The sequence below is a fragment of the Pseudoalteromonas sp. Bsw20308 genome (assembly GCF_000310105.2).
Classification (GTDB): domain Bacteria; phylum Pseudomonadota; class Gammaproteobacteria; order Enterobacterales; family Alteromonadaceae; genus Pseudoalteromonas; species Pseudoalteromonas fuliginea.
Map to the genome: position 1 here is coordinate 1,561,044 of NZ_CP013138.1, position 19,597 is coordinate 1,580,640.

A 19,597-nucleotide genomic window follows, 5' to 3' on the forward strand; every position below is an offset into this window, starting at 1 on the left:
GACTGTTTAGTTAGCCGCTTTTTAAATTTATTTAGGAGCTGTTGATTTTTTCGGATTAAAATTTTTCCTAAATATCAATTTTATTACCTCTTCATATCACTCTTATGATAGAACTACACAAATAAATAATAAAAATTAAGCTAATACATGGTTTCCCTACAGCAGTGGCAGTCTCAGGGTTCATTTACCCAAATTAATGGTCATCAAATATTTACAAAAGTAGCCGGCGATGTAACAAAACCTGCGCTGCTTTTAATACATGGCTTTCCAAGTGCTAGTTGGGACTGGGAAGGTATGTGGCAAGCGCTTAGTGAACATTATTTTGTAATTACACTCGATATGCTAGGTTTTGGTTTGTCAGATAAACCTAAAAATGCAGGCTATAAAATTACTGAACAAGCCGACTTATATACTCAATTTTTAAAAACGTTAAATATTAATGATATACATATTTTAGCCCATGACTATGGCGATACTGTGGCTCAAGAGTTATTAGCAAAGCAAGTAGTTAGCCAAAGTGACTTTAAAATAAACAGTGTCTGCTTTTTAAATGGTGGACTGTTTCCTGAAGTGCATAAACCCTTATTTATACAAAAATTATTATTATCTAAGTTTGGTTGGCTAGTGCCAAAATTAATGAATAAACAAAAATTTGCCAATAATTTAGTGATTATTTTTAGTAAAAGTACACGGCCTTCAAAACAAGTGGTAGACACACTTTGGGAGTTGCTAATTTATAAAGATGGTTTAGCCGTAATGCCTAAACTCATTAGTTATATAAAGCAGAGGCAGCAAAACAGAGAGCGTTGGGTTGGTGCCATAATAAATAGCAATATACCACTTACGTTTATAGCAGGCGCAGAAGATCCCATCTCTGGTAAGCACATGATTGAGCATTATAAAAAGCTGATCCCCAATGCGCGCGTACAAGAGTTTGTAGAGCTTGGGCATTATCCGCAAGTAGAAAATCCAGATGCAATTACGCAGGCTTACTTGGCATTTAGAAATTAACTATTAGTACAATTTAGATTTTTATAGAAGCTAAAATTTTAGCTATTTTTTCTTTTGATTCATAACTGATAGGCGCTAAAGGGCTTCTTACCGTTGCGTGTATTGGTAATCCCAAAAGGCTGAGTGCTTCTTTAATATTTGCATGAGGGCTGGTTACTGACTTTATTAGTGGTTTAGGACTACGAATTAAAATATTAAGCAGTGAGTTTTGCACACTTACTGAAATATTTAAATTATTAGTAATCGGCAATACAGATTTTAATACTGTACGACGTTTATTTATCTCTTTAGTGTTATTTAGATTTAAATCTTCAAAAAATGCAGCAGCCTGCATGGGTAAAATAGTTGCTATAGGACAAATTGCACCCGCAGCACCATGGGCAGCTATATGTTCGTACACCAAAGTTAATCCGCTAAAGTAACGAGTATCAGGCAATTTATTTAAAACGGTGCGCGCTGTTGCTAGATGTAATGAGCTATCTTTAATACCTATAATATTTTTAATACTTAGCAGTTTTATTAATTGTTGGTTTGAAAAACAATGCCCTGTAATCTGAGGGAAATAATAAAAAAGGATAGGTGAAGTTGAATGCTGCGCTATGTTCTCAATCGCTTTTAAGTAGTTTTCAAAGCTTGATTTATAGTAAGGAGTTAATAACAGTAATATATAACTCGAGTAACCTTTATAAGCAGTAATTTTTTCAATTGCTTGCGCGCTACTGTATGCGTTTACGCCTATGATAAGTGGCTTTTTATTTTGCACTTTATTGTAAGTGTACTGAACAATTTTAAGTTGTTCTTGATCAGAAAAATAAGGGAGTTCACCACCACTACCTAAAATTGTTAAGCCGTGTATATCTGTATCTAGGTAATAACCTAAACATTTATCAAACCCTTTAAAATCGATACTCTCATCTTCTAAAAGGGGAGTGTGGATCACTGGGTATATTCCATTTTTTATAGTCATATTGATATCCAACTAAATATTAGCTCCTAAAATTATTAGGAGCTAAGTGATTTTATATACTTAAATCAAGTAAGTTATAATCTTTAATCTCTTGTTTTGCCTGTTCATCCCAATCAAAGGTTTTATTGGCTTCAACAAAAGGTTGATATTGATAAGGTGTTTCGTCAGGGAAGTGCTGTTTTCTAGCATCTATTGCATAGCCAAGTACTTTTGATCTCTGCTCAATAAGTGACTCATCGTAAACTTTAGCTTCACAGTGCATTCCAGAGCCCATGACACCTAATACAGATGAACGTTTATGGAACCCAAAGTTAATAGTAACGCGAGGCTCAAATCCAGAGTTAGCGAATGAACCATGCAAAAGCTGTCTATTACAAATAACAACATCACCGGGATTACAAATTAAAGGCACCATTCCAATTAAGCGCTCACTGCCTGCTTCGGCAACCATTTTTTTAATATCAACCCTACCAACCTTATGACTTTTAGGTAAAACCCACACACCATTTACAGCAGTACTGCCAAAAACTTGCGCCATAAAGTTAAAGCCGTGTATGTCTTGATCAAAATTTTCATTTTCCCAATGAGTATCACCATCTTGGTGCCATGAAACGGCAGCGCCTACGCCAGGATCTTTAATAAAAAGACATTCATGAAATGGGGTAAAATCCTTACCATTTATTGCCTCGGCCACTTTTAATAATTGAGGGTGCGCGTACGTTCTTAAGCATGACTCAGAAAACTGCAGTGAGCCAAGCAATACAAAAGGCGAAAACGCAGGCAGATCGTCAGCAGCTTCAGGTTCAAATAATTTTACTTGGTGTCGGCCATTAGCGATTGCGGTTCCGCCAAGTGGATCTCCAAGTGATTTTGACCAAATTAAATTAGGTGCTTGATTATCAGCACCTAACGCTGGTTTTCCATCTGCGGTTGTTTTTCCATACGGTTCTAAAGGGAAGGTTTTTTTTAATTGGGCTAGTTCTATTTCTATCTCGGCGAGCTCTTTTTTATCAATTACGTTTTCGAATATATAAAAGCCGTATTCTTGGTATTGGCTTTTAATGTTTTGTGCTAAATCACCATATTCATCAAACTCAATAGGGCCTCTATTATTCATAGCTAAAGCATTTTTTTCGCCATTAAGTAAATATTCTCGCATTTCATTGGCATTTTCACCGTAATGTGAGGCGCATGCATCAATCGATCTTGTTATACTTTTAGTCATAATGTGTCCTTAACGTATTTCACAGTTTTTATTATAAGTAAAATTTAACCTGCAATAAAAACTGTGGTCAAGCTGTTTTTCTATGGAGAAAATAAATGGAGCAACTAAATATCGCTCGGGGTAATAAAAAAAGACAAGAAAACAAAGGGTTGAGAAAGGTTGATATACTAAAGCATGCCCGAAATCTTATTGCCTCTAAAGGCTTTGATGCGTTTACATTAAGCGAATTAGCCACTGTTGCAGGTGTTTCAATACCAACTATTCATAATTTATTTGGTAAAAAGCATGATATCTTCAAAGTGCTGGTCGAAGAAATGGTCATTCGCATTGAAAAAGTTATACTACAGCCCGACATGACAAACCCAATAGAAGCCGCTATTGCGTTTATAGATAACTTACTCGAATTATTTAAAAAAGATGAAGCGTTTTACCGAGCTGCGTTTGTTGCTGGTGAGCGTAGTAATTTATTTGAACATAAACAACCGACAGGCATTTTTAGTCAATCGCTAAAAATAGCAGAGCAGCTATGTATTTCAGCTAAAGAAAAAGGCTTTTTGAATGGTCTTGTTGATAGTAAATGGTTAGCAAAGCAGCTGTTTGGTTGTCAGCGACTAGCTCGCCAAGATTGGGTTAACGGGTATATTGATTTACAGCAGTACAAAAACCAAGTGCTGATAGGTATGTTTATTACTTTTAGTGCTGATGCAACAGATGAGTATAAAGTTGAATTGTTAAATAAAATTGATTCACTGACATAAACGTATAAAAATGCGGCCTACTTTACAGTGGCCGCGTTTTAAATTTAGTAATTAGGTTTAATATTTTTTCTTCGGTGCTCTTAATTGTTTTTCAAACTCATCTGAAAACAATATCGTGCCGTCGTCTTCCTCAGTAGGAAAGGCTGCAATAAGTAAATCATCCTCTTCAAGGCCAGGTGTCCAGCGACTAAACCAATCAACAAGTGGAATTGCTTTAGCGCTACAACCAACCCATTCGCCAGTTGCCCATGCCTCTGCAAATTCGCGAGTTGGCCAAACTGGAACACAGTCGTCATCTTCGTTGGCAAGCATAACGCAGCCATCATCATCGTTTAAAATCCATACTTGTTTAAATTGTTGTACGGTTTCGAACATATAGGCTAGGCGTTTTTTTGCCCCAAGCCCTAAAATTACTGCTTGTTCTTCACTTAAATTTGGCGTTGTCATAATTAGCTCACTCTTAATTACTATATCTAAATTATATGCACACAAGTATATCGAGTTATATGACAGAGTGTTGAAAAGTTGTTATTTAATTTCAGCAATGCAGATCTAATTTGTATATTGACCAGTATAAGTCCTCACTAATTTGAGCGATCATTCAAAATAAGCTTGAATGTTTGTAAAAAGGCCACATTGTGGTAAGCATATACTTAATGAAGGATTAAAAAATGACAACCGATCTACTTGCTCCGTTTAAACTAAATAACACGATTGAGCTTAAAAACCGCGTAATTATGGCGCCATTAACGCGTTGTATGGCTGACGATAACTTAGTGCCAACACAAGATATGGTTGAATATTATGCTCGCCGTGCCGAAACCGGTTTAATTATTAGCGAAGCAACTATTATTCGTCCAGACGCGCAAGGTTACCCAAATACACCGGGTTTATTTACCAGTGAGCAAATTCAAGGTTGGAAAAAAGTAACAGACGCAGTGCACGCTAATGGCGGCAAAATGTTTGCACAGCTTTGGCATGTTGGCCGTGTTGCACATCCTCACTTTTTTGATGGCGATGTACTGGCACCATCGGCAATTGGCGTTGAAGGCTCTGTGCCTCGTATGCGTGAGCTTACATACATCACACCAAAAGCAGCGACTATAGATGACATTAAGGGCCTAGTAGCTGATTACGCAAAGGCGGCAGAAAATGCGATTGAAGCGGGTTTTGACGGGGTAGAAATTCACGGTGCTAACGGGTATTTGATTGACCAGTTTTTACATTACGCTGCAAATACACGCAGCGACGAATACGGTCAAACGCCTGAAAATATGTCGCGTTTTGCACTAGAAGTAACCGATGCAGTTATCGCCGCTGTAGGTAATGAACGTACTGCTTTACGTGTTACACCGGGTGCTTATTTTAATATGAGCGAAGATAACCGTGATAAAGCGGTATTTGATTACTTATTACCAGAGCTTGAGAAGAGAGATTTAGCATACTTACACGGTGGTATTTTTGACGACAGTACAACGTTTGAATCGCTTGAAGGTAAAACAACGTCTGAATTTTTACGTGCAGGCTACAAAGGTACATTAGTAGGCGTTGGCAGCTATACTTTTGAGTCAGCAAAAGAAGCAATTAACGATGCTAAGTTTGATCTTATCGCTATTGGTCGCCCGCTTATCGCAAACCCAGATTACATTAGCAAAATTGCAAACGGTGAAGAACTAGTACCTTACAGCGATGAAATGCTTGCACAATTGAAATAAATTACTATTTGTAATAAGTTCTAGAAAATAATTAAGACACCCAAAGTTAAACCTTTGGGTGTCTTTTTTTGTACATATTCCCGCCATAAATCTTCCATATTTGTTTAATTTTTATGTAAATAAAGTTCATCCTCGTTGTCATATTTAAAATTCATACTGTGCTCGTTTTCATATTTCATAATTAAAACTAAACGGGACAACAATGTACGCTTTAAAAAACAAATCGCTATTGAGCATGGCTATTGCCATGGCTGTATCAACATCTACTTATGCTAACAACAGCACCATAGAAGAAGTAACCGTTGTAGCTAAACCAACGAGCTACGCTAACAATGTTATTGAGCCTGCAATGCTTGAGCAGCAAAGTTCGGTATCGAGCATATTATCGGTTATTGATAACTTACCAGGTATTAGCATAAACGAAGGTGATGCATTTGGTGGCGACGATTGGTCTACTACAATCACTATGCGTGGTTTTAGTATTGATGGGAACCAACAACAATTAGGAATGACCGTTGATGGCATTCCCAATGGTGGCTCTAATTACGGCGGTGGTGCTAAAGCTAACCGTTACTTGGAGAGTGAAAATTTAGCAACAGTAGAAGTAGGTCAAGGTACGTCTGATATTAAGTCGGCTTCACTTGAAGCACTAGGCGGGACATTTAACTTTGTAAGTAAAGACCCAAGCCTTGAAAAAGGCACTACCTTTGCTTATACATCAGGCAGCCACGATGCCACGCGTTATTATATTAAACACGAAACAGGCACTGTTTTTAATAACACACAAGCGTACGTAAGTTACTCGCAAACAGATACAAGCCGCTGGATTGGTTCAGGCAGTAATGGGGGCAAAGACAACCAACACGCTGAGCTTAAGTTTGTATCTAATTTTGACGATTTAACACTTACTGGTCGTTTATCTTACGATGATGTAAGCGAGACAAACTATAACAGCGTAAGCCTTGAGCAGTTTGAACAAACACCCGATTGGGATCAGCTAACATGGAATTGGACAGGAGTTCCGCATTTTGACCAAATGTTTGCAGAAGGTTGGGGAACGCTTCGTGAAAATACCTTAGGCTATTTAAAATTTGAATACGCGATTTCGCCAACTTCATTATTAACCGTTAGTCCTTATTATCATAAAAATTCAGGTCGCGGCGATTGGATCCCACCTTATTTAACAACGCCGGTTGATGAAAATGGCAACCCAACAACCGAGGGTGGCACTAATGCAGGCTCTTATGGTTTTGCTGATAGTGAAGGCAACCCGCTTGCACCCAATGCCGATTGTACGCAAAGTTTGAGCTGGCCATGGGAGTCGGGTCCTGGTTTAAATCCTGCGTGTTACGATGCAACAGCAACGCCTGTTATGTCTTACCGCCATACGCATTACAACAAAGATCGTTTAGGTGTAACGGCAAATTACCAAGCTACATTTGGTGATCACGATATCGAAGTGGGCTTTTGGTATGAGCAAAGCGAACGTGATGAATCGCGTGATTGGCACAAAGTAATTGACGCGCGTATTTATCATCACTTTGATAGCACGCCTTACTGGACACAATACAAAAACACTTTTGATACCGATACATTCAAATGGTACCTACAAGACTCGATTAATTTTGGTGACTTGACATTAAATATTGGTGCAAAACAATATTTAGTTGAATTACAAAAATACGACCACTTTGCTAACGAAAGATCAGATAAAGTAGATAGCGACTCAGACGTGTTATTTAGTGGTGGTGTATTGTATCAGCTAAATAACAGCACAGAATTATTTGCTAGTTACAGCGAAAATTTTTCAGCAATAAAAGACGGTGTACTTGAGCGAGATAGCTCAACACTTACAAACATAGAGCCAGAAACTGCCGACAACATCGACTTTGGTGTACGTTACCAAGCCGACAGATTAACCCTTACAGCAACGGCTTACAGTGTTAAGTTTGATAACCGCATTACCTTTATTGCCCCTGGTAGTGGCACAGATGGGATTGATTACACCATTGGTACAAATGGCTCGTACGTAAATGTAGGGGGTATTGACTCAAATGGGCTTGAGCTTGCAGCAAGCTATATGTTAACACCAAGCTGGAGCGTGTACTCGTCGTATACGAATAGCAGTTCTGAGTATTCGTCGGATGATCCAAATGCATACGATTCACAGGGTGTAATATTAAGAGATGAAAGTGGTAATGAGGTAGCACCGAGCTTTAGAAAAGGCGACAGCATAATAGATTCATCAGAGGATTTATTTGTGGTATCTACCGATTACTTTAGCGATGGCTTTCGTGTTGGTTTATCGGCTAAATACACCGGTGAGCGCTTAGGTGCATGGCAAGACGAAGACACTCGCACGCGTAATAAAGTAGACGGCTACACCGTACTTGATTTTAATGCAGGTTATTCAACTGACGTAGATGCAGGTCCGTTTAAAGCCATTGACGTATCGTTTGTTGTTTATAACGTTACTGACAAAAGCTACTTAGCAGGTGGTACTGGTAACGGCGCTACTTATTACATTGGCGCGCCACGCACCGCAGCAGTTACATTTACCGCTGACTTTTAATTAAGTTTTAGTAATTGAATTAAAATAAAGCCCATCATTGATGGGCTTTATTATATGAAAGGGGGCAAAACGCGATGAAAACGATTTTAAAAGTAACACTATTTAGCTTAAGTGTATTAGCGAGTAACTTTGCAACAGCAGCGCAAAATGTAGTGCTGGTAACGCTTGATGGAGTACGCTGGCAAGAAGTATTTAATGGGGCTGATAATAGCTTAATGAATAATACTGATTTTGTTAAAAAGCCAGAGCAATTAAAGACCCAGTTTTGGGCAAAAACAGCAAATGAGCGCCAGCAATTACTAATGCCTTTTTTAACGCAAGTAGTGGCTAAAAAAGGGATTATAATTGGCGATAGAGCTAACGGCTCTACTATGTCTGTAAGTAACCCGTGGTATTTTTCATACCCTGGTTATAACGAAATACTCACCGGTGAAGTTGACGAAAATATAAATAGTAATAACAAAGTGCTCAACCCAAATAAAACTATTTTAGAGCGTTTAGATAAGTTACCTGAGTTTAAAGATAGCACAGCCTTATTTGGTAGTTGGGATGTATTCCCATACATTGTAAATACTAAGCGCAGTAACGTGTATGTAAATGCAGGTTTTATGTCAATTGAAGAGAATTTATTCACAGATGCGCCACTGTTAAATGCGCTACAAAGCGAAATCCCCAGTCCTTGGTATAACGTACGACTAGACAGTTTTACATATCGCTTTGCTAAAGCGTATATGTTGGCTAAAAAGCCTAAGTTGTTAGTGATAAGCTTAGGCGAAACCGATGACTTTGCGCATGATGGTCATTACGATCAATACCTTAAATCGGCAAGGCAAAGTGACGCGTTTATAAAAGACTTATGGGCAACCATTCAAACTACAGCGGGTTATAAAAATAACACCACACTAATTATTACTACTGATCACGGCCGTGGCAATAATGCCAACGATTGGCAACATCACAGCTCTAAACGTGCACTTGCTGAGCTAGAGTTAGGTGAAAATACCTACCCAGAAGGAATTGTTGGCTCTGAACATATTTGGCTTGCAGCCATCGGCCCCGCAATAAAAGGACGGGGCTTAATTAAAACTGAAAATGAGCTTAAACAAGTACAAATAGCAGCGACCGTTTTAAAGGCGCTTGGGCAGAATCCAAATGAAATAAATTCAAATATGGCGCCAGCTATTAGCGAGATTTTAAAATGAAGAACCTATTAAAACCATTAACCCTAACTGCCTTGGCGTTGAGTTTGGTTATTAGCGCAAGTATTACTGCCGCGCCATCTAAAATTCTATTTGGTTCGTGTGGGCATCAAGATAAAAACATACCCATATTTAATGCAATTAACAAAGAGCAGGGGGATTTGTTTATATTTTTGGGTGACAATATTTACGGCGATACCAACGATATGGATGTACTTGCCGATAAGTACCAACGTTTAGGGGCAAAGCCTGGTTTTAAAACGTTAAAAGCGCAAACGCCTATCATTGCTATGTGGGATGACCACGATTATGGCCAAAACGATGCAGGTAGAGAGTATCCGCATAAAGAGCTATCACGTCAAATTATGCTTAATTTTTGGGATGAACCTGTAAACTCAGCGCGTCGCACTCGCCCTGATGGAATTTATACCTCGTACATGTATGGTGAAAATGAGCAAACCATACAAGTAATAATGCCTGATTTACGTTGGAATCGTGATGCGCTAAACCATGTAGGTGAGCTTGAATACTACACTAAACGCAAGTTAAATAACCAAGGCCCGTATAGTCCCAGTGAAGTGAAGGGTGCATCCATGTTAGGTGAAGCCCAGTGGCAATGGCTTGAACAAGAGCTTAAAAAGCCTGCTGCAATAAAATTGATTGCCTCAAGCTTACAGCTTTTACCCGATTTTACAGGTTGGGAGTCATGGGCAAACTTTCCTGAAGATAGAAACCGTTTATTTGCATTGATTAAAAAGCATAAGGTAAATGGGGTCGTGATCATCAGCGGCGATACGCACTGGGGTGAAATATCAAAGTATCAGCAAAACCTTGATTACCCATTAATTGAGATGACCAGCTCTGGCTTAACTGAAAAGTGGAAAGATGTAAGCCCTAACAAACACCGAGTAGGGAATTTTACTCATAACGTAAATTATGGTGATTTAAGCATTGATTGGCAGCAAACTGATCCCACTATTTCACTTAAATTAAAAGGCGTTGATGGCGAAGTAATAATGCAAAGTGACTTTAGTTTATCAAGTATTAGCCCTTATAAATAAACTCACTACTACGCACAGTATATAAAATAGATGCTGTGCGTATAAAAATCTGTAAATTAGTTCTTAACTCTCTGATTTATTAAAGCCAATTACCCGTTTGCGCTACCCCTAATATTGAAAATATCTTACACTGGTTTTATCTCAAGCAAGGTCAGTGTTATATGCTAAATATTATTCAATCAAACCGGATGGAAGCCCTGCAAGCGCAGTTCCATCAGCTGTTAAAAGTAAACCCATTGCAAAGCCCGTTCGACAAAGAAGTGGTGCTAGTGCAATCGCCGGGTATGTCGCAGTGGTTAAAAATAGGTTTGAGCGAAAACTTAGGGGTTGCAGCGCAGGTTGATTTTCCGCTGCCGTCGAGCTTTATTTGGCAGTTGTATCAGCAATTGCTGCCAAATGTCCCTAAAGAGTCGGCATTTAATAAGCCCAACCTTGCTTGGAAACTGTTTGCAATTTTACCAAACTGTATTGACGAGCCATTATATTTGCCGCTAAAAACCTATTTAGAAGGCGATATAGACGGGCAAAAAACCTTCGTGCTGTGCGAAAAAATAGCCGATGTGTACGACCAATATTTAATGTACCGACCGCACTGGATAGCCACATGGGATAGCGGCAAAGATGAGCTTGATGACGTAGATGTAGCCATTGCCCCATGGCAACCTGATTTATGGCGACGCATTGTAAAGCTAAGCCAAGAACTTGGGCAAAGCCAATTTCATCGCGCTAACATGCAAGGGCAATTACTTGCAGCACTTGAGACCATGGACAATAGCTTACTGCCACAACGCATTAGTTTATTTGGTATATCGGCGATTGCCAGCTCCCAGCTTGAGGTATTTGAAGCGCTGAGTAAAAAAACCGAGGTTATATTATTCTTTTTTAACCCAAGTGAGCACTACTGGGGCGATATTATAGATGAAAAAACAGCAGCTAAAATAAGCGCTAAATACGCCAAAATGCCGCTGGTGGAAGCGCAACAAAAAAAACAAACCAATCCAGATGAAGAATACTACTTTATAGGTAATCCGTTGTTATCGTCGTGGGGTAAATTAGGTCGCGACTATTTTGAACAACTTGTACAGTTAGATGCCCGTTGGATTGATGGTTTTATTGATGTGTTTAACGACACCTTACTAGGGCAAGTACAAAGCGAGATTTATCAGCTTGCGTTTAAGGGGGAGTCTCTTACCGATAACAAAGAGTGGTTTATAAACGACGAAGGTAAATTACCAATCAGCGCAACCGACACCAGTATTACGCTCAGCGATTGCCATACACCGCTTAGAGAAGTTGAGCGCTTGCACGACTACTTACTTAACTTATTTAATCAAAACCCAACGCTTACTCCCAAAGACATAATTGTCATGATGCCCGATGTAGGCACTTACAGCCCCTACATTGAAGCCGTATTTGGCGGGGCACAAGGCAGCCGCTTTATTCCTTATGCATTGGCCGATTTAGCCATAGAGCAAGAAAAGCCCGTCCTTAGCTCATTTGCGAGTTTAGCTAACTTACCGTTTTCGCGCTTTGGTGTATCGGATATTCTCGATTTATTACAAGTGACGCAAATAGCCGAAAAATTTGGGCTTGAAGCACACGAATACGAGCAAATTCAATACTGGCTTGAACGTGTAGGTGTTAAATGGGGTATAAACGCAGCGCATAAAAGCAGCTTTGATTTACCCGCTATCGATTTAAATACCTGGCAACATGGGCTCAACCGTTTACTGCTTGGTATAGCCATGCGCGACGAACAATGCCCGTTTAACGGTATTTACAGCGCTGATGAAGTAGAAGGCATGGCGCTTGATACACTCAACAAGCTCGTGCATTTTATTGATGTACTGCAAAGCTTTAAAGAGCAGCTAACGCCCGATGATACGCTCACTAATAAAGCGCATATTTTAAGCGAGCTATTAAACGCCATATACGAAAGTGAAAGCGACGACAGCTGGGATTTATTAGTACTGCAAAACGTGCTCGAAGAGTTACAAAAACACCACGACAACGGCGATTACAGTAAAGCAGTTTCGCAGCGTATTGTTAGTTACTTAGTTAAACAAGGCATTCAAGAAAAAGGCGTAGGGCAGCGATTTTTGGTCGGGCAAGTAAACTTTTGTACGCTTATGCCCATGCGCGCCGTGCCATTTAAAGTGGTATGTATGCTGGGCTTAAATGATGCCGACTACCCACGTAACGTACAACCCATTGGTTTTGACTTAGTGCCTTATTCTAAAAAGCAAAAAGGTGACCGATCACGTAAATTAGATGACCGCTACTTATTTTTAGAAGCGCTACTGAGTGCCCGCGACAACTTATACATGAGTTACATTGGTCGCTCGTGTTTTGATAACCAACCGCGCATGCCATCAACCCTTGTAAGTGAGCTGTTAGAATATATTGGGCGTAGTTTTGTATTAAACGATAAAAGCGAAAAAACGCTGCCCGCATGTCTAATCAATCAGCAGCATTTACAGCCCTTTAATAGCCATTACTATTTAATCGATGAGCAAGCCAATACTGTGCTGAGCAACCACAGTTACAATCCAATTTGGCTGCCAAGTGAGTCAATTAAACCAGAGCCAGTTATTGCACTTGATGTGACTGTGCCAGAGCAGTTAGATCTTGATGTGTTTATTAGAAGTGTGTGCAGCGCACAAGAGAGCTTTTATCAACAAACATTAGGTTTACGCCTGCCACAATTTAACGAAGTAGCAAAAGACGAAGAGCCATTTAGTTTAGATGCGCTGCGCCGTTATTTTTACCTTGATGAAATACTCGAAGCAAACATAAACGAGCAACCACTGAGTACCGAGCAAATACTGCAGCGAGGTGAGTTACCTCAAGCCAATGTAGGCAGCCTCATATTTGAGAGTATGGAGCACCGAGTTGATGCGCTTGCAGGGCAAGTAAAAGAGCAGATTAAAGGCGGAAAAAGTGAGCCGATAGAAGTTTTGCTTACCATTGAAGGCACCAAAATAGAGGGCTGGCTCAATCATGTGTATTTGCAAAAACAAGTGTTTTATCGCAGTGCGAGTATTAAAGCGAAAGATTTAATTAAAGGCTTTATTTATCACCTTGCAGCGCAAAGTATGGATCAACAAGTAGAAACGTTGCTACTTGGGCTTGATAAGCAAATTACCTTTGCGCCCATAAACAAAGCCGATGCGGATGCACTATTAGCCGATTGGTTTGAGTTATACAAAGCGCTGCGCGCAGAGCCTGTGCCGTTTTTTCCGGTAAGTGGTTATGAATACGTTAAAAGCGGCGGCGATATAACAAAAGCAATGAGCAAATTTAGCCCGCAATACATAGGGCGAGGCGAGGGCGAAAATCCGTATATTCGCTTAACGGTGCAATCGCTAAACGACTGCCAAGAAGAATTTATAAAATGGAGTGATAAATTGCTCACGCCTTTATTCGAACACGCAAAGGAGAGTGACCATGCAAGCGCTTAATCCTCTTACTATGCCGCTCATTGGTCAAAGTTTAATAGAAGCCAGTGCCGGTACTGGTAAAACTTATACAATTACGGGGCTGTATTTACGTTACTTACTAGGCATGCAAATAGAAGGTGAGTTAAATACGCCGCTCAGTGTTGAGCAAATTTTGGTAGTAACCTTTACCGACGCTGCCACCCAAGAAATTAAAGACCGCGTACGCAGCCGAATTATTGCTGCGCGCGACGCATTGCTTGGGCAAGACCCAAACGACGAACTTATTGAAGGCGTAATTGCCAAAATTGATGATAAGCACCGCGCGTTTGATTTACTCGATGCAGCTGCTAAATCAATGGACGAAGCCGCTATTTTTACTATTCATGGCTTTTGTCAGCGGATGCTAAAGCAACATGCGTTTGAGTCGGGTGTGGCGTTTAATCTCGAATTTATTTTAGATGAGCGCGACATATTACTCGAAACTATTAAAGATTTTTGGCGGGCATTTGTATACCCACTTAATAAAGAACGCACCGATGCTATTTTAGATGTATTTGCCGCACCCGAGGCTTTATTCGCTCAAGTGGCGAGCATTTTAAACAAAGCTAATGCGCACATTACACCACAAATAAATTTAGATGATGTATGGAAAGCCCGTGACAAGTACATAACCCGTGTGCCTGCATTTAAAAAAGCGGTGTTAGAGCAAGAGTTTATCGGTGCTATTAAAAGCTCGGGTTTAAGCGGGTCTAAAACGCCAGCACGAAAAGGCAGCCTTGGTGCGCTTGAGGCATTTTGTTTAGGCGGCGATTTGTTTTTTGAATTTGGCACTAACAAGTATTCGTTTGAAGTGTGGAGTACAGAAAACCTAAGCGATGTAGCTAATTATAAAAAAAATCAGCCATTATTTGTGCATCCATTACTGAGTCAGTTTGACGAGCTTGCCGCACTTAATAACACCATAAACCAAGGACTCAAAATAGCAGTTGTACAACATGCAGCACGCTGGGTAAAAGCCGCAATAGTTAAGCGCAAGCAAGAGCAAAGCGTGATCACCCCAGATGACTTATTGACCAATTTACACAGTGCGCTTAATAACGAGCAAGGCGACGTACTAGCGCAAAAAATTGCGCAGTTGTTTCCGGTTGCCATGATTGATGAATTCCAAGATACCGATCCGATTCAGTACGGTATTTTTAGTAAAATTTATGGGCAACAAAATACCACGCTTGCCATGATAGGCGACCCCAAGCAGGCTATTTATGGCTTTAGGGGCGCAGATATTTTTACGTACATTGGCGCAAAAGAAGCTGTACAAAGTGATCAGCAATTTACGCTGGGGACTAACTTTCGCTCAAGCACCGATATAGTCAATAGCGTTAATAGTTTATTTGGCAAACACGCTAACAGCTTTATTTATAACGACGCTATACCGTTTAACGCAGTAGCTGCTAAAGGTAAAAAAGCGGAAGACTCTTTTTTAATTGATGGCAAACCCGCGACCGCATTCGAATTTAATGTATTTGTGGATGAAGCCGCAGACGAAAAAAACAAACCAACCAACAAAGGTGTAGGGCAAGCACATTTAGCCACTCACTTTGCTAATAAAATAGTGACCCTGCTTGAAAAAGCAAAACAAGGGGATGCGTGTATTGGCAGTACCCCTGTAAGCGCTGCCGATATTTGTATATTAGTGCGCGACCGTGTTGAAGCGCAAATAATGAAAAAAGCGCTAGATGATGCCAAAATTTCCAGCGTGTATTTATCGCGAGAAAGCGTTTTTAGCCAAGAGCTTAGCCATCACCTACTTAACTTTTTAACAGCGCTGCATGGTCAATATGACGAGTCATTGCTGCGCGGTGTTTTAGCTGGTCCGCTATTTTGTTTAAGTTATAACGAAATACATGCACTCGCCGATGATGAAAATAAATGGCAAGACTACTTAAACTTTTTTGCACAACTTAGCCACATTTGGAACAAGCAAGGCGCTATGGCAATGCTTGAGCGCTTAATGAGCCACAACCAACTTAGCGCTAAATGGCAAGGTTTAGGATATAACGTTGAGCGTTGGCTGACGGACTTTAGGCATTTGGGCGAAATACTTCAGCAAAAGCAAATAGAGCTTGAAGGCACGCTGCGTTTGCTGCGATGGTTTGCACAAAAGGTAAGCCAACAAGACGGTGAAACAGTACAAGTGCGCCTAGAAAGTGACGCCAACTTGGTTAAAATTGTCACTATGCATGCTTCAAAAGGGCTTGAATACCCTTTGGTATTTATGCCGTTTGCCAGTGGCTATCGCGAAACAAAAGAAGCGCTTTATCATAATAATGGCAAGCTAGTTTACGATTTAAGTAAAGACGAAGATGCCCTTCAAAAAGCAGAGCAAGAACGCCTAGCTGAAGATTTACGCCTGCTATATGTAGCACTTACTCGCGCCGTACATTTTTGTGCGCTTGGTGTTTATAACATAGGGCAAGGACAAAGTAGCCGCTTGGCTATGCAAAGTAGTGCACTTGGGCATGTTTTATTTGCAGGGCTTGAACTTGCCAGTAGCCAAACATGGCGCACGCATTTAAGTGAGTTTTGCGACGCTAACAGCGCGATGAGCTATCAGCAATTTACCTCACAAACATTATTAGAGCAGGGAACACTTTGTTTTAATAACAGTGAAAGTGCGCAGCAAACGTTAAGTGTTAATAAAGTAACGGCAAATATTGAACGTAACTGGCGAGCAACTAGCTTTAGTGCGTTGAGCTTTAAAAAGCACAGCGACCAATTAGCCCCAGGGCGAAGTGATGAAGATCACGAAAAAGACGAGTTTGCAGTGCAAGAGGACGAAATACCATCACCTTATAGTTTTCCTAAAGGGCCAAAGCCGGGTAGCTGTTTGCATGAAATATTTGAACAAATAGATTTTATTAGCCCAATAGTTCACCCAACTAATACCGAGCAAAACTTATCTGAGGTAGTTAAGCGCAGTCTTGAAAAGTATCACATAGGTGAGCAATGGCAAGAGGTGGCTGAAAAATGGGTGCTTGATGTTCTTGCGTGTCCTCTAAATGAGGGGCTTCTTTCATTGGGTGTGCTTACACCAGGTGACTGCCTAGTCGAAATGGAATTTAATTTACCTCTTGAGAGTTTAAGCGCACCTAAGCTAAACGAAATACTGATTAAACATTTTGGTTTTGCACAAAGTAAGCTTGAATTTTCGCAGGTGAAAGGCTTGTTAAAAGGCTTTGTCGATTTAATATTTTGCTACCAAGGTAAATATTATATTTTAGATTATAAGTCTAATTATTTAGGTAGCACGCCTGCTGATTACGAGAGCGACATGCTTGAGCAAGCGATGAGCAGTCATCAGTATCATTTACAGTATTTAATCTACACGGTAGCACTGCATCGCTTATTAAAACAACGCATAGCTGATTACTCAATAGAAACCCATTTAGGCGGTGTGTATTACACCTTTTTACGTGGGATGCCGGCAGGGCAAGGCGTGTACTTTAAAAAGCTAACTGTAGAGCAAGTGATTATTTTAGAGGGCTTATTTAGCCAAGGAGCCATGCTATGAGCGATTTAAATGAGCAACCTGGCTTGTTTGACGATATAGACGAGACACTTAATAATGAAGCAGCAGAGCCTCTTACTTCAAAAAATGTAGCACAAGATGCCCCATTAGAGGATATTGTGTTAAACAATGCGATTACCGAAGTCCCGTTACTTGAGTATTTATTAGCGCAAAATCGACTGCGTGTGGTTGATGTTAAACTCGCAGAATTACTGTGTGCTAATGACATTGAGCAAACTCACAATGAACTATTTTATATTATTTTATTGCTGTGCTTATCGCAGCAAAGTCAGCATAGCTGCCTAACTTTAAATGAGGTTGATTGGAGTAATCCTTTTAACTTGCGCAAAAGCGACTTTAATAAACTCGATGGCAATGTACCCAGTACGCTAAGCCCGTTTAGTGATGACTTTAATGTACATACAGCGCTCAGTTATTTACAAAAACATGAAAGCGTGGGCGAAAATAAACCACTGCAACTGTTTAACGAGCGACTTTATTTTGCGCGCCTTGCCGGTTATGAGCAAACACTTGCTGACAGATTATTAAGTATGAGCGAGCGAAAGCTCAATATTAACAACGAAGTATTGGCAGAACTTTTAAATACCTATTTTCCTGCAGATTCTGCAATTGAAACTGATTGGCAAAAAGTGGCATGTGCGATTGCCGCCACCAAAGGCTTTAGTGTGATCACGGGTGGCCCTGGTACCGGTAAAACTACCACAGTGACTAAGTTACTAGCTATTTTACAGTCACTTTATAAAACCGCGCCCCTTAGTATTAAGCTGGTGGCCCCTACAGGTAAAGCCGCTGCACGTTTAAGTGAGTCTATTTTGGGTGCCAAAAATAAGCTCACAACGATTCCTGATAATATTAAAACGCTGATACCGCAAAGCGCTCAAACTATTCATCGCTTATTAGGCGTAAAACCGTTTACTAATAAATTCAGACATAACAAAAGCAATCCGCTGCATTTAGATGTACTAATTATTGACGAAGCCAGTATGGTCGATTTATCGCTGATGGCTAAATTAATAGAAGCACTGCCTGCGCATGCGAGATTAATACTCCTAGGTGACAAAGACCAGCTGGCCTCGGTAGATACTGGCAGCGTAATGAGCGATTTATGCCAAGGTTTAACACTTGGACAAACGCCACGCTATTCGCAAGCACGTTGTGATGAGCTAAATAGCTTATGTTTTAATAATGAGCCTAAGCTCGAAGCGCAAAGCATGAGTGAATTTAAACTTGCAGATTGCATTGCCTTTCTACAGCACAGTTATCGATTTGATGCACAAAGCGGCATTGGTCAACTCGCACTTGCGGTAAATACCAATAACACCGGTATTTTAAATTACGTTGAGCAAGAAAATACTGAAGGGCGTTTTAACGATGTAATTTTAGATTACGACTTTGTAGCAAAACCGATTGAAAAGCTCGTTAAAAGTGCAGCAAGTCATTATGCAAAATACCTTAACTTAATTGCCCAAGGTGCAGATGTTGCACAGGTGCATGCTGCTTTTGCTAGTTATCAGCTTTTAGCTGCGGTAAGAGAGGGCGATTACGGCGTGCATAGCTTAAATCAGCGAATAGAGCGCGTATTGCAGCAGCAAGGTTTAATAACAGTTAGCCCTAATACTCACCACTATACGGGTATGCCTATTATGGTGAGCCAAAACGATTACCAGCTTAAGTTATTTAACGGCGATATTGGTATTTTAATGCCCGATGAAAGTAATCAGCTCAAAGCCATATTTATTGATGAGCAAGGTAATCAACGAGCATTTTCGCCAGCACGACTCCCTGCACACGATAAAGTATACGTAATGACTATTCATAAATCACAAGGCTCAGAGTTTAGTTACACCGCTATGGTATTGCCACCGCTAAAACAAGCGCGTATGGGTATTAACCGGCAATTGGTGTATACGGGGATAACCCGCGCTAAAAATAAGTTTGAACTGGTGGCTGACAAAAAAGTACTGCAACTTGCAATGAATAAGAGCGTATCAAGAGCATCTGGTTTATATGAAAGGTTACAATTTTAAGCTTAGTTTGTATTTTTGATTAATAATTTAGCT

General features: G+C 40.1%; 12 protein-coding genes. 9 read left to right on the forward strand and 3 right to left on the reverse strand.

Annotated features, from left to right (window positions below):
* The first annotated feature begins 147 nt into the window (after positions 1-147).
* Positions 148-1,011 (forward strand): alpha/beta fold hydrolase, encoded by an 864-nt coding sequence (locus tag D172_RS06745; protein WP_007375320.1) that lies wholly within the window; start codon positions 148-150, stop codon positions 1,009-1,011.
* 13 nt (positions 1,012-1,024) lie between these two features.
* On the opposite strand, the gene D172_RS06750 is transcribed toward D172_RS06745, so the two are convergent.
* Positions 1,025-1,978: a dihydrodipicolinate synthase family protein gene (locus D172_RS06750; RefSeq protein WP_007375319.1), complete on the reverse strand. Its 954-nt coding sequence runs from the start codon at positions 1,976-1,978 to the stop codon at positions 1,025-1,027.
* Positions 1,979-2,030: 52 nt separating this feature from the next.
* Positions 2,031-3,203, reverse strand: coding sequence for a phytanoyl-CoA dioxygenase family protein (locus tag D172_RS06755; protein WP_007375318.1), 1,173 nt, complete (start codon positions 3,201-3,203; stop codon positions 2,031-2,033).
* A gap of 95 nt (positions 3,204-3,298) precedes the next feature.
* Here D172_RS06755 and D172_RS06760 point away from each other — a divergent pair, with 95 nt between their 5' ends.
* Positions 3,299-3,961, forward strand: coding sequence for a TetR/AcrR family transcriptional regulator (locus D172_RS06760; protein ID WP_007375317.1), 663 nt, complete (start codon positions 3,299-3,301; stop codon positions 3,959-3,961).
* A gap of 57 nt (positions 3,962-4,018) precedes the next feature.
* Here the strand turns inward: D172_RS06760 and D172_RS06765 are convergent, their stop codons facing one another.
* Positions 4,019-4,408 (reverse strand): DUF2750 domain-containing protein, encoded by a 390-nt coding sequence (locus tag D172_RS06765; protein ID WP_007375316.1) that lies wholly within the window; start codon positions 4,406-4,408, stop codon positions 4,019-4,021.
* Positions 4,409-4,632: 224 nt separating this feature from the next.
* Between D172_RS06765 and D172_RS06770 the strand changes: the two genes are divergently transcribed.
* The 7 genes from D172_RS06770 to recD all read left to right on the forward strand — a co-directional run bounded on the left by D172_RS06770 (position 4,633) and on the right by recD (position 19,564).
* On the forward strand, positions 4,633-5,676 hold the full coding sequence (locus D172_RS06770) for an alkene reductase (RefSeq protein ID WP_007375315.1): 1,044 nt from the start codon (positions 4,633-4,635) through the stop codon (positions 5,674-5,676).
* Positions 5,677-5,878: 202 nt separating this feature from the next.
* Positions 5,879-8,248 carry a TonB-dependent receptor domain-containing protein gene (locus tag D172_RS06775; RefSeq protein WP_007375314.1) on the forward strand — a complete coding sequence of 790 codons (2,370 nt, stop codon included), beginning with the start codon at positions 5,879-5,881 and terminating at the stop codon, positions 8,246-8,248.
* 74 nt (positions 8,249-8,322) lie between these two features.
* On the forward strand, positions 8,323-9,450 hold the full coding sequence (locus D172_RS06780) for an alkaline phosphatase family protein (protein ID WP_007375313.1): 1,128 nt from the start codon (positions 8,323-8,325) through the stop codon (positions 9,448-9,450).
* The gene (locus D172_RS06785) at positions 9,447-10,508 is read left to right on the forward strand and encodes an alkaline phosphatase D family protein (RefSeq protein WP_007375312.1); all 1,062 of its coding nucleotides are present in this window, start codon (positions 9,447-9,449) and stop codon (positions 10,506-10,508) included. Before D172_RS06780 ends, D172_RS06785 begins: the two co-directional genes overlap by 4 nt.
* Positions 10,509-10,669: 161 nt before the next feature.
* On the forward strand, positions 10,670-13,969 hold the full coding sequence (recC, locus tag D172_RS06790) for an exodeoxyribonuclease V subunit gamma (RefSeq protein WP_007375311.1): 3,300 nt from the start codon (positions 10,670-10,672) through the stop codon (positions 13,967-13,969).
* Complete coding sequence (recB, locus tag D172_RS06795) at positions 13,956-17,519, forward strand: exodeoxyribonuclease V subunit beta (protein ID WP_007375310.1); 3,564 nt, start codon at positions 13,956-13,958, stop codon at positions 17,517-17,519. The genes recC and recB overlap by 14 nt, the downstream gene beginning before the upstream one ends.
* The gene (recD, locus tag D172_RS06800; RefSeq protein WP_007375309.1) at positions 17,516-19,564 is read left to right on the forward strand and encodes an exodeoxyribonuclease V subunit alpha; all 2,049 of its coding nucleotides are present in this window, start codon (positions 17,516-17,518) and stop codon (positions 19,562-19,564) included. The genes recB and recD overlap by 4 nt, the downstream gene beginning before the upstream one ends.
* Positions 19,565-19,597 lie beyond the last annotated feature (33 nt).